The sequence below is a fragment of the Virgibacillus sp. NKC19-16 genome (assembly GCF_021560035.1).
Taxonomy (GTDB): domain Bacteria; phylum Bacillota; class Bacilli; order Bacillales; family Amphibacillaceae; genus Virgibacillus_L; species Virgibacillus_L salidurans.
Genome location: NZ_CP074373.1, coordinates 2,935,734 through 2,949,125, shown reverse-complemented (window position 1 = coordinate 2,949,125; position 13,392 = coordinate 2,935,734). Strand labels below are relative to the sequence as shown.

The window sequence follows — 13,392 nt, the reverse complement described above, 5'->3', positions numbered from 1 at the left end:
TCTGGTAACGGGTTAGAGAATAACTGGGTGAATTGCTGGAACTTCCTAAAGTGTTTTGTACCACAACGTAGTTGGAAACGGCAGTCGTGAAGGTTTGAAAAACAAAACAATGAAGCAATGGATAATCAGCAGCCAAGCGCCTAAGGTGAAAACCAGGCGAAGGTTCAACGACTAGAATGCACTGCCTAATGTGTAAGCCACGGCAATGAGATTCGTAGGGTGGTAAACAATCATTCGAAGTGCCCAGCCCCTTTGAATTTGAAGGGTGAAGATATAGTCTATTCTGTGATTGAAAAACACAGTGGCCAAGCAAGCCAACCAACAACCACAAGGTGTTTTACAGTTATTACAATAATTACTTTAAAAGGGATTCTAACTTTATTAGAATCCCTTTACTATTACTTTATAGTGATTTTTTAAGTTCACTTAATTTGTAAACCACAGACCAATAACTTCTGCCAATTAGATTTGCGATTTCTTTGTCGGTATAGCCACATTGTTTTAATTGAATAATCTCTTGGACTTCATCATCTGAATAAGCTCTCATGCGATTCGATGAGCTTGTTTTAATTCGTACATCAGTACCATATTTTCCTTTTATAGGATTTTTAATTTTAAATTCTCATTTAAGTTGACCTCATTTTGATATGGTGCAAGTATGTTAAGAAAGCTATTTACTTCGTGCTCTTTATTGAGTTTTAGTAAACTTCCATTTCCATCTGGATGACCAGATACAACAAAATTAGTATCAAATGTTTTATTCAAATGAGTAGCTAAGATTTAGATTTTCTTCCCTTGTGAAATTGAGTGTATAAATAATGAAGCTTGGGTAGCAGTAAACAGTGTTATTATTTTTATTATATCTGTATGTAATAATCAAGCTTCCAGGTTAAATGTTATGACTAAGCTTATATTGAAGAAGAGTTATAGCGTAAAAATTTCCGTAAATAAAATTCATACTTCATTTCGCCATTTATTACTTAGTTATGCATTTAACAAAAAGACTAAAGCTGAACAATAGTTTGCCATCAGCCCTTCTTTATATTCCAATTAGATTATAATTCTAAAAGAGACATATTAGTTTATTGAAACACTACGATTGGGCAATTCTGGAGATATCACTCACTATCCACTATAATAAAATTATTAATTTACCTTAGAAGGAGTGACCAACCTTGATTGATATTAGTAAATTTATTCAAGGGAAGAATCTGACAGATTTAGATATTCAAGTTTTCACCTATATCATCGATAATATTGATAATGTTTTACAACAGGGCGTTAGACAAATTGCGGAAAACAACTATACCTCTGCTGCTACAGTAATTCGTTTATCCAAAAAACTGGGGTATACAGGTTTTATTGACATGTACTATAACATCTTGCCTCTGGTTAAAACAGCGGAGAATCAACAGCAAACCGAGGTAGTCGAGGATTTTCTGGAGATGACACCTCAGGATTTTTTTAAGTACAACACGTTGGAAGATATAGAGCAGTTTATTCAGACGGTTTTACATCTACATCAAAATTATATTTTTATTTATGCTACAGGTTTTTCTGGTATTGCTGCGGAGTATCTGTATAAAAAATTACTGGTACTAGGGAAAAAGACAGTACATGCAAGCGGAACTGATTCCGTTGGTGTGTTTGAGAATAATATAGAGGATATCGGTGTGCTGGTTGTTATATCGAAATCCGGTGAAACGCAACAAGTCATTGATAAATTGAATGCTGCCAAGGAGCATAAAATATCAACCGTTTCTTTCACCAAAGAAACGACTAACCGAGTTGCTGATTTATCTGATTTGAATTTTAAAATCATCGATAATAGCAAATTAGACGATCGAAATATGCTACCAAATATCTTCTTTCCCAGACTGCTGATGGTGTTTGAATTCATCATGAAAACCTACCTTGAACGGATAAAATAGTAACTTCCATAGATGCTTATTTTTGTGAAACGTGTTTCTTCTGTTGAAACACGTTTTTATCATGTTTGAAAGCATTTACACAGGAAATAGTCCATGCGAAAATTAGATTACATCAAGGAGAGATGGGGGGACAATCATGAGGGAAAAAATGATGGAGGGAATGCAAAGGTTTTCCAAGGCAATGTTTATTCCTGTGCTGATTCTACCAATTGCAGGTATTTTGATTGCTCTTGGAAATGTATTTACAAATCAAAGATTACTTGACACTGTTCCGTTTTTAGATAATCCTATCACAACTGGGTTTGGGACTATTTTATCTGGCTCTTTAGTTTCTATTCTTGGTAACTTAGGATTGATATTTTGTGTCGGTATAACAGTAGGTTTAGCGAAGAAGGAAAAGGCAGTAGCTGGGTTTACAGCGATGTTAGGTTATCTGGTATTCGTTAATGCGATGAATCAATTTATGGAACTGAGTGGTTTACTGACTGAGGCAGAAGCAATGCAAAATGCCGGCCAGACATTGGTGATGGGTGTACAAATCATGGATATGGGTGTTTTTCTGGGTATCATGCTCGGGCTTGTAACAGCTTATGTTCATAATAAATTCATTGAAAAAGAATTCAAAGGAGCCTTGCAAATTTATGGCGGTTCCCGCTTTGTATTTATTGTCTTAATCCCGGTGGTTATTTTATTAGCGGTTGCTCTCACATATATTTGGCCTTTCTTTCAAAGTGGAATTAATAGTTTGGGATCTTTAATCCAGAGCAGTGGGAACTTTGGCTTGTTCTTATACGGGATGTTAGAAAGGTTACTAATTCCGACGGGTTTGCATCACTTAGTATATACGCCATTTTTATATTCATCTTTGGGTGGTGTGACAGAAGTTGGGAATCAAGTATTTGAAGGCGCGAGAAACATTTACTACGCCGAAATTGCTGATCCGAGTGTAACCCGTCTATCGGAAAGTGTTATATGGGATGCGCGCGGTATTTCTAAAATGTTTGGGCTAATTGGTGCGTGCTTAGCCATGTATCATACTGCAAAGCCTGAAAACAAAGCAAAAGCAAAAGCGATTTTAATTCCAGTAGCTTTCACATCTTTTATTGCTGGTGTAACAGAGCCAATTGAGTTCTCCTTTATGTTTGTAGCACCACTATTGTTTGTAATCCATGCTGCATTAAGCGGATTGAGCTTTGTTGTATTAAATCTATTGGATGTTCGTGCAATAGGGCCAAATGGGATGATTGACTTCTTATTGTATAATCTACCGCTAGGAATTGAAAAGACAAGCTGGCCTATGTACATTTTAGTAGGATTGCTGTTCTTTGTTATTTATTATGTTACATTCCGTTTCTTAATTACGAAATTCAATTTCAAAACGGTTGGACGTGAGGATGGAGAACAGGAAACGAAAATGTACTCCAAGAAAGAGTATAAAGAAAAGAAAGGCAAAGAGGAAGCCCTAGTGGCACAAGAGAGTCCAGGCAAGGCGAGCGTCATTGTCGATGCTTTGGGTGGCGCTAACAATATTAAAACCGTTACCAATTGTTACACACGATTAAGACTCACACTGGACGAACCGGATTTAGTAGATGAATTAACATTAAAAAACGAAACCGGAGCAAACGGTGTCATTGTAAAAAATCAAAATGTTCAAGTCGTATATGGGTTGGAAGTTAACAACATTAGAAAAGACGTAGATAACTATTTAGGTATAAAAGAAGTTGATTAAACAAGAAAGGATGATTAATATGAAAGAGTTCTCAGTTGTTATTGCAGGTGGCGGAAGTACGTATACACCAGGAATTGTTATGATGTTATTGGACAATTTAGATCGTTTTCCAATTAAAAAACTGACCTTATATGACAATGATGCTGACAGACAAACCGTTTTAGGCAAATCATTGGAAATCTTATTGAAAGAGCAAGCGCCAGACATTAAATTTTCTTATACGACAGATCCTGAAGAAGCATTCACTGGTACAGATTTTTGTTTCGCGCATATTCGCGTTGGAAAATACGATATGCGTGAAAAAGATGAAAAAATCCCATTAAAACATGGTGTCGTCGGGCAAGAAACTTGTGGACCTGGCGGAATTGCCTATGGAATGCGTAGTATTGGACCAATGATTGAAATGATAGACCTGATGGAAAAGTATTCACCTGAATGCTGGATGTTGAATTATTCAAATCCTGCAGCTATTATAGCTGAAGCTTGTCGCATCCTTCGCCCTAATTCACGGGTGTTAAATATTTGTGATATGCCTGTTGGAACGTTAAGGAGAATGTCGCAAATTATTGACAAGGATCCTAAAGATTTAGAAGTTCGTTATTTTGGGTTAAACCATTTTGGTTGGTGGACAAGTGTTAAAGATAAGGAAGGTCATGAATATTTGTCACAAATTCGTGAATATGTTGCAGAGCATGGTTATCTTACTCAAACTGAGGTAGATACACAGCACATGGACCAAAGTTGGCAAGAGACGCATAAAAAGGCGAAGGACCTTTTGGCGATTGAACCGAGATTTTTGCCTAATACGTATTTAAAGTATTATTTCTACCCTGATTTCGTTGTAGAACATTCAGATTCTGATTATACTCGGGCCAACGAGGTAATCGATGGAAGGGAAAAGGAAGTATTCTCGACTGCGAAAAATATCACTGAAAAAGGAACAGCAGAAGGAAGCGGATTTGCAATTGGCAGTCATGCCACGTTTATTGTTGATTTGGCACGTGCTATTGCGTATAACACGCATGAAAGAATGCTGATGATCGTAGAAAATAATGGTGCCATTGCAAACTTTGATGACGATGCAATGGTAGAAGTTCCATGCCTTATAGGCTCAGATGGACCGGAAAGATTGAGCCAAGGCAACATACCGGAATTTGAGAGGGCGTTGATGTATCAGCAGGTAACAGTGGAAAAATTAGCGGTTGAAGCGTATATCGAGGGAAGTTACCAAAAGTTCTGGCAAGCATTAACGCTTTCCAAAACTGTGCCAAGTGCTGAAGTAGCGAAACAGGTACTTGATGATTTAATCGAGGCTAATCAAGATTACTGGCCGGAATTTAAATAATTGAACTGATAGGTAAAAGGCGAAAGTCACTTTCGCCTTTTACCTATTGATAGCAGATTCTGATTAATGTTATATGGAGGTAAAATATATGCTAAAAAAATTACTTAGGAAAAAGGAAACAACTGAGACATTTCTCTCTCCGATTACCGGAAATGTTGTCAAAATGGAAGATGTACCGGATGAGGTATTCAGTCAGAAATTAATGGGTGATGGAGTTGCCATTGAACCAACAGAAGGTATCGTGGTAGCTCCTTTTGATGGAGAGGTGGCTCAATTTTTTCAAACAAAACATGCTGTCGGAATCCGTGGCACAAATGGTTTGGAAGTTTTAATTCATATTGGATTAGAAACAGTAGCCCTTAATGGAGAAGGTTTTGAGGGATTTGTGGAACAAGGTGACCATGTGAAGGCAGGGGATAAACTTGTAGCCTTTGATCTGGAACTCATTAAGGCAAAAGCTGATACTGTCATTTCACCAGTTGTTATCACAAATGGAGAGATGGTGGAATCACTGATTAAAAGTGAAGAAAAAGTTGTTGCACATGGCGAATCCGTATTACTGACTGTCAAAATGAAATAGTTTGAAGGGGAAAGGTTATTTGCTTTTATGGTGTAATTAATCAAAGTTCAGAGTCAAAATTACCATAAGACAGAATATCTATTTCATCATGATTACACCTCCATATATATTGGCGAAACTCACTAAACAATAGTAAAATACAAACTGAAGTATCTTACGGAGGGCGATAACACAGCAGGGGACAGACCCCTCAATTACAACTCCCCCCAATTAGGCAGGTGCTACAATGCAGAAGAGATATTATTCTATTATTGATATTGGTTCAAATTCGATGCGGTTGGTGATTTATGTTCAGCAAAATTCCGGGCGATTGCATGAGGTTGAAAATGTAAAGGCTGTTGCTCGTTTGCGTAATTATCTTGATGATGATCAAATGCTGACACAGGTTGGGATAGACATCTTAATTGATACATTAAAAAGCTTTAAAGAGGTTCTAAAAACCTATCAGCTTACCAATTTTGTCTGCGCAGCAACAGCAACGATACGACAGGCGGAAAATAAACAGGATCTCAAGAAGATGGTCAAAGAACAGATAGGTTGGGAGATGTGGATCTTATCCGAGCAGAAGGAAGCCTATTATGGTTATCTGGCTGTCGTAAATTCAACTTCCATCACAGAAGGAGTAACCGTCGATATTGGCGGTGGAAGTACAGAAGTAACCTATTTCAAAGACCGCAAGCTTATGGAGTCCTACAGCTTCGGTTTCGGTGCGCTGACATTGAAAGAATTTATTTCACCTGAGAAGTCTCTTGAAAAAGGACTCGCCAACATGCGCGAATACATTTATGGACAATTCAGTACGTATTCCTGGTTAAAGGATAGAAATATTCCATTAATCGGCATTGGCGGTAGTGCGCGTAATATGGCTCAAATTGATCAAAATATGAATAAGTACCCACTGGCAGGACTGCATCAATATAAAATGAACGGTAGTGACATTGCGAAAATCAGTAACTATTTATCCTCCTTGTCATGGGGCGAGATGCAGAAAGTGGAAGGATTATCAAAGGATCGCTCGGACTCTATTCTCCCTGCTGTTGAAGTGTTTCATTGCTTATTTCAGACAATACAGGCGGACTGTTTTGTCTTAAGCAGAAAAGGGTTGCGGGACGGGATCTTTTATGAACAGCTGTACCAGGATCACGTTACACCGATTCTTCCAAATGTCTTGGAGGACAGTATACAGGAACTAATTAATGATTATAGCTTGAATGTAAAACAAATATCGCATGTCCAATACTTAACACGAAAGTTATTTAATAACCTTCAGGCGAAGGGAATGGCTTCATTAACAAAACAGGATTGGCAGATGCTGGAACTTGCAAGCAATGTATTTTATCTCGGTGATTACATCGATTCGGAGTCAAGCTCACAGCATACGTTCTATTTGCTTGCAAACCGTACCATTGATGGGATTATGCATGTGGACCGGCTGAAACTGGCATTAGTTGCATCGTTTAAGAACAAAACCATCTTTAAACAGTTTCTGGCTCCGTTTAAACACTGGTTTTTGAAAGAAGAGCGAAAAAAACTCCGGATGCTTGGAGCAATGCTGAAATTCACCTATAGTCTGGATGCGACAAAACGGCAGGTTGTTCAAGATTTTTATCTGAAGGTGAAAGGCGATACCATTCACCTTACACTCCACTGCAATAATGATTATATGCCTGAAGCGTACCAGGCAGAGAAACAGAAGAAACATCTGGAGAAAATGGTACATAAGCATATAGAACTAACATTTACGGATATCAGGTACGGCGTGTCGCATTAACGTGTACGGAAAATTACGTCAGCAGAAAACAGGCAGAACGCCACCAAAATCTTTAGAAACTCTTAACATTTTAAAGACATCTTTTCTAGTATAATATAACTACAGAATAGTTGAAGACTTGGCAGAGTTTAAAACTTTATATCTGCATAAGTGCAGCTGGGATTTTTAGCAAAGGTCTTCGTACACTTATGCAGTAGGGATGTTTTAGACTTTCTTAACTGAAACAAAAGGGTGGTAAGAGTGACTGAAGCAGATAAAATGAAGCAACTGGATAATCCAGCGTATTATAACAACCGGGAAATCAGCTGGCTTGCTTTTAATAAACGTGTGCTGGATGAAGCTTTTGATACAACAAATCCATTGCTAGAACGGTTGAAATTTATTGCGATTGTTTCCTCGAATCTGGATGAATTTTTTATGGTGCGGGTAGCAGGACTGAAAGATCAGGTGAAAGCGGGTTTTAATAAGCCGGAAAATAAAGCAGGATTAACGCCAAAGCAACAATTGGCCAAAATAGCAGAAGAGAATCATCAGCTCGTGAAAAGTCAGTACCAGATATTTGATACATTAAGCGAACAATTAACAGAAGAAAATATTTCGATTATTTCAGTGGATCAGCTTACGAAGCAAGATACAGCGGAACTTGAAGTTTATTTTGATGAACAAATCTTTCCGATACTTACTCCGATGGCAATTGATGCTTACCATCAATTTCCGATGCTGTTAAATAAGTCGGTGAATTTAGCGGTTGTGCTTGAAGACACATCTGATACTAACGGTAAATTTTTGAAAAAAGCAATTGTACAAGTCCCTGCTGTTTTGGACAGGTTCGTAAAAATTGGTGATAATGGGCAGTATTTATTGCTGGAGGACATCATCAGCCATTTTATAGGAAAGCTTTTCAAAGGATATCATGTTAGATCCATCACTGAATTCCGTATTACTCGAAATGCAGATATGACACTACACGAAGAAGGGGCCAGGGATCTCCTCAAAGAAATAGAAAAGGAATTAAAGAAACGAAAGTGGGGAGCTGCTGTCCGTCTAGAAGTCCGTGGTGGGAGACACGATCAATATATGGTTGATCTGTTATTAAGCGAATTGGAAATACATAAAGACGATTTATATGTGGTGGATGGACCGCTGGATTTAACCTTTTTATTCAGCTTTAGAGAGGAACAGAAGGATAATGAACATTTATTCTATCAAACATTAATACCGCAGCCACCTCAGGATATTTTTCCCGGGGAGAATATATTTGAGGCTGCAAGGAAGCGGGATGTTTTTTTGCATCATCCCTACGAATCATTTGAGCCAGTAGTTGATTTGGTCGTTGATGCTGCGGATGACCCGGACGTTTTAGCGATCAAACAAACATTATACCGGGTCAGTGGTGATTCTCCCATTATTGAAGGATTAAAACGAGCTGCTGAAGGTGGCAAACAGGTAACTGTTCTGGTTGAATTCAAGGCAAGATTTGACGAAGAGCAGAATGTCCATTGGGCAAAGGAACTGGAAAAAGCCGGGTGTCATGTGATCTATGGCATAAACTTCTTAAAAACCCATAGCAAAATAACCTTAGTGGTTCGAAATCACGGGGAAAAAATTGAACGTTTTGTTCATCTGGGCACAGGTAATTACAATGATTCAACTGCTAAGACGTATACAGATATGGGGCTAATTACAACGAAACGCAAATTTGGAATGGATGCAACCAATTTTTTTAATTATTTAAGTGGATTCACGGAAATCCCGGAATTTCATCACATTTCTATGTCACCATTTAATATCCGGAATGACTTTATTAATTATATCGATGAAGAAATCCGTATCCATAAGGAAAAAGGAAATGGACATATCATTGCTAAAATGAATTCCATCACGGATAAACCACTGATTAAAAAACTCTATGAGGCATCTCAAGCTGGTGTCGAAATTGACTTAATTATCCGTGGGATATGCTGCCTGAAGCCGGGAATAGAAGGTGTTAGCGACACCATTCGGGTCCGTAGTATTGTCGGGAGATTTCTGGAACATACCAGGATTTTTTATTTTTACAGTAATGGAATAGAGAAAATTTTCTTGTCATCTGCAGATATGATGACAAGGAATATGGAGAAACGGGTAGAGTTGTCATTCCCGATTTATGAACGATGTGTAAAAGATCAAGTCAAAGAAATTCTCTCCATCATCCTTAGCGACAATCAGAAAGCGAGGGAACAGGAAAGCGACGGATCTTATCATTATGTTAAACCATCCCCCGGCGAAAAAAAGATCAACAGCCAGATGGCATTGTATGATATGGCTTATCATGTGATGGATGATGAGGAATAGGCGGATAATGGGGGAGACCTAAGGTTACTGGAAAAAATTCATTTATACATGTAGGCCACCTGAACTTAAGCGATATCGAGGTTCAGGTGGTCTATTATGGCAAAACTCCCGATTGTCCCTTTAAAGGTCCCTACTCATCATGCTTCCAGAAAATTGATTATTGGAGAAAACTTGTGTTAATATCTGTCATATTGGCGGTTCACTTATAATTATTTGATAAGGATGGCGAAAAATAATGAATAATAATATCGAACAACGTGTTATGGATACGTTTCATCACCTGCATAACAATGCAGAAATTAGCTGGAAAGAGCATGAGACCACGAGTTATATCGAAAATATTTTAAAGGAAAGTGGGTTTGATGTCAGAACATTTGATGATTGCACGGGTGTCATTGGGGACTATGGCAATTTTAATGCAGGTTTACCGGTAGTGGCTGTACGTGCGGATATTGACGCGTTATGGCAAGAGGTGGATGGAGAATTTCAAGCAAATCATTCGTGTGGTCATGATGCGCACATGTCGATGGTTTTAGGTTTGTTATGGAAACTTGAGCAGGAGGAGGATTTAGCTGAAAAGATAGCTGTCCGATTTATTTTTCAGCCTGCAGAGGAAAAGGGCTCCGGTGCCCTGAAAATGGTGGAAAAAAATGTGGTGGATGATGTCGACTATTTATTTGGTGTCCATCTAAGGCCGGTGCAGGAAGCCAAAATGGGGCATGCCACGCCAGTCATTGTCCATGGAGCGACTAGAATGTATAGTGGTGTAATTCGAGGTGAGGATGCCCACGGGGCGCGCCCACATCTCAATCATAATGCGATTGAAATTGGCGCTCAGATTGTAAACATGATGAAGCAAATTCATGTTGATCCGCTCGTTCCGCATTCTGCCAAAATGACCGGATTTCAGGCCGGGGGTGAAAGTACGAACATTATTCCCGGCAATGCGCACTTTTCATTGGATATCAGAGCACAAACGAATGAAGAAATGGATAAGTTAGACGCAAAAGTTAATCATATTATGGATACCCTCAAAAGTTTATATGATGTGGATATAGAACTAAACCTTATTGGAGAGATTGCTGCGGCTAAATTAAATGATGATGCGATAGATATGGTGCGCGGGGCGATTGTGGACACGCTGGGTGAAGAAGGGCTGGACGAGCCATTAATTACGCCTGGTGGTGATGATTTTCATTATTACACCATTAAGAAGCCTTCCTTGAAAGCAACCATGTTAGGCCTTGGATGTGACTTAAAACCCGGCTTACATCATCCAAATATGACCTTCAATAAAAAGGCATTACAAAATGGAACCGATATTTTGTATAAGGCAGTTAAAAATGTGTATTCATTATAACAGCAGGAAGCACAGGGACGCCTTTCTGCTCCCCTGTTTATCAGCAACAGGAAGCAAAAGAACCGTCCCCAAGCTTCTTAAGAAGAAAGGAAGAACATCATGAAGAAGAAAGAAAGTAGTTCCAAAAAACGGTTTGTGATGCCAGATGCGTTTATTATTATCTTTAGCATCGTGTTTCTGGCCTCGGTTGCGACATATTTCATACCCGCTGGTTCGTATGAAAGAGAGAACGTTGATAATGTCACACAGGTTGTTCCTGACAGTTATTCAACCGTGGAATCAAATCCTACTAACTTACTGGATCTATTTAAGTCCGTACAATTAGGACTGGTTGAGTCAGCGAATATTATATTTTTAATATTTATCATAGGCGGTATCGTAGCCATTATTAATTCGACAGGCTCCATTAATACTGGTATTAATGCCTTAATTGTAAAAACAAAAGGGCGTTACATGATATTGATTATGTCTGTTGCTGCGATATTTGGTATATTAGCTACCATGGGTGTGGCCGCCAATGCTGTTATCGCATTTATCCCGATCGGTATCGCATTGGCACGTTCGCTTAATCTGGACGCGATCGTTGGTGTAGCAACGGTGTATTTAGGGTATTATGCGGGGATGGTTGCAGGGGTATTTGATCCCACCATACTTGGTTTAGCCCAATCCATAGCTGAATTACCACTCTTTTCTGGTATAACGCTGCGCATTGTGATATTCATAACGCTTATTATCATCACGATTACATATATTAATTTTTATGCGAAAAAAGTGAAAAATGATCCATCAAAATCGTTGATGGGTGACAGGCTGTTTACGGATAATAATGATGAATCGGCAGGACAAGTGAAAGATGCGAACTTTACTGGAAAACAAAAATTAATCGTGTTGACATTCTTCGTATTTATTATCTTCTTTGTCTATGGTGCTTTTAACTATGGCTGGAGTATAAATGAACTTGCCGCAATATTTTTGATAATGGGTGTAGTTGTTGCTCTCATAGCAAAAATAACACCAAATCAATTTATCAGTACGTTTATGGATGGGGCGAGATCTCTTGTTTACGGGGCTTTGGTCGTCGGTATTGCGCGGGCAGTTATTGTTGTTCTTGAACAGGGAAATATTCTTGATACCATTGTTCATGCTGCACTTGTTCCGTTAGAATCAACTTCCCTATTTGTAGGTGGTCAATTGCTATTTGCATTTAATTTGCTGTTTAATCTATTGGTCACATCCGGTACAGGACAAGCATCCATCATCATGCCATTAATGGTTCCAATTGTTGATTTATTAGGCTTAACAAGACAAACGGGGGTACTCATTCTGAAACTAGGAGATGGATTTACAAATATCATCACTCCTACATCTGGTGTGCTTATGGCGGTGCTAGCCGTAGGAGGCGTGCAGTGGACAAAATGGGCCAAGTTTGTTTTACCATTATTATTAATGTGGGTTGCTGTTGGGGCGATTGCTGTAGGCTTTGCGACTTTGACTGGGTATGGGCCTTTTTAGGAAAAAGGAAGCATGGGACCTTGTAAGCGTCACAATGTTAATTTGCTGTTAAAAAATCAGCTACAATAGAACTATTTTTCGAAATTTAATTAAATTTTAAATGGCATTATGTTATCGTTATATCAACAAATTCTATTCTTGAGAGGGTTGGTTAACATGTCACAGGAATACGCTGATGGATCTTCGGGTGCAGATGGTAAGGGAAGGCGCGATGTTGCTCAGGGGGAAGAATTGACGAATGCGATGATGTGGCCAACTGAATTGAGACAGAAATTTGAACAGATACATCCATATATAGTCCCTGAAGATGGCTGGTTTATAATCGATAAACGAAGCGCGTCCAATGAATTGACAGATACGGAGATTCAAGTGATCGATCAGGCGTTGCATCATTATCAAACACATCATTTGAAACAGGATGATGTCTCGATCCAGTCTGTTACGCAAACGATTGCTGTCTTTTTAGGGGCAGTAGCTGTATTTGTCGGCGGAGAACTGGCAACAGAGGTCACCAAAAGTTTTTATCATTGGGGAATGACAGAAGCTTGTCAGAAATGGGGGCATATCGGAATCATCGGCCGTTTTTGCCGCGCCAATGACTATGTTTGAAATGCCGTGTGCCATGGGACGACAAGTCGATGAGATGGATATACAAGAAGTGACGTAGAAATACAGGGTTCTATACTGAGTAATTGAAATTGTATATAACAAAAAGGACTGACGCCGAACTATAGTAATTGCTATCAGTCCTTTTTTTAAATCTCATTAAATAATAATTTTGTATTACGCATAATTTTAGCGGATGTAACGAAATCGTTTTTATTTCA

Annotated in this window: 10 protein-coding genes; 9 read left to right on the top strand and 1 reads right to left on the bottom strand. The window is 38.7% G+C overall.

Going from position 1 to position 13,392, the window contains the following annotated elements:
- Positions 1-403: 403 nt before the first annotated feature.
- Positions 404-547, bottom strand: a complete 144-nt coding sequence (locus tag KFZ58_RS14985; protein ID WP_235792098.1) for a hypothetical protein — start codon at positions 545-547, stop codon at positions 404-406.
- A gap of 628 nt (positions 548-1,175) precedes the next feature.
- On the opposite strand from KFZ58_RS14985, the gene KFZ58_RS14980 reads away from it, so the two are divergent.
- From KFZ58_RS14980 to KFZ58_RS14940, 9 genes are all read left to right on the top strand, one after another.
- Positions 1,176-1,931, top strand: a complete 756-nt coding sequence (locus KFZ58_RS14980; RefSeq protein ID WP_235792097.1) for a MurR/RpiR family transcriptional regulator — start codon at positions 1,176-1,178, stop codon at positions 1,929-1,931.
- Positions 1,932-2,067: 136 nt separating this feature from the next.
- Positions 2,068-3,663, top strand: coding sequence for a PTS transporter subunit EIIC (locus tag KFZ58_RS14975; protein ID WP_235792096.1), 1,596 nt, complete (start codon positions 2,068-2,070; stop codon positions 3,661-3,663).
- Positions 3,664-3,682: 19 nt separating this feature from the next.
- On the top strand, positions 3,683-5,008 hold the full coding sequence (locus KFZ58_RS14970) for a 6-phospho-alpha-glucosidase (RefSeq protein ID WP_304956801.1): 1,326 nt from the start codon (positions 3,683-3,685) through the stop codon (positions 5,006-5,008).
- A gap of 88 nt (positions 5,009-5,096) precedes the next feature.
- A complete protein-coding gene (locus tag KFZ58_RS14965; RefSeq protein WP_235792095.1) occupies positions 5,097-5,588 on the top strand; it encodes a PTS sugar transporter subunit IIA in 492 nt (163 codons plus the stop codon).
- Between the two features lie 226 nt (positions 5,589-5,814).
- Positions 5,815-7,359, top strand: a complete 1,545-nt coding sequence (locus KFZ58_RS14960) for a Ppx/GppA family phosphatase (RefSeq protein WP_235792094.1) — start codon at positions 5,815-5,817, stop codon at positions 7,357-7,359.
- A 258-nt stretch (positions 7,360-7,617) separates the two neighbouring features.
- Complete coding sequence (locus KFZ58_RS14955) at positions 7,618-9,693, top strand: RNA degradosome polyphosphate kinase (protein ID WP_235794756.1); 2,076 nt, start codon at positions 7,618-7,620, stop codon at positions 9,691-9,693.
- Positions 9,694-9,928: 235 nt separating this feature from the next.
- Positions 9,929-11,053, top strand: a complete 1,125-nt coding sequence (locus KFZ58_RS14950; RefSeq protein ID WP_235792093.1) for a M20 peptidase aminoacylase family protein — start codon at positions 9,929-9,931, stop codon at positions 11,051-11,053.
- Positions 11,054-11,152: 99 nt separating this feature from the next.
- Positions 11,153-12,565: a YfcC family protein gene (locus tag KFZ58_RS14945; protein WP_235792092.1), complete on the top strand. Its 1,413-nt coding sequence runs from the start codon at positions 11,153-11,155 to the stop codon at positions 12,563-12,565.
- Between the two features lie 156 nt (positions 12,566-12,721).
- A complete protein-coding gene (locus tag KFZ58_RS14940; RefSeq protein ID WP_235792091.1) occupies positions 12,722-13,174 on the top strand; it encodes a hypothetical protein in 453 nt (150 codons plus the stop codon).
- Positions 13,175-13,392: the final 218 nt, after the last annotated feature.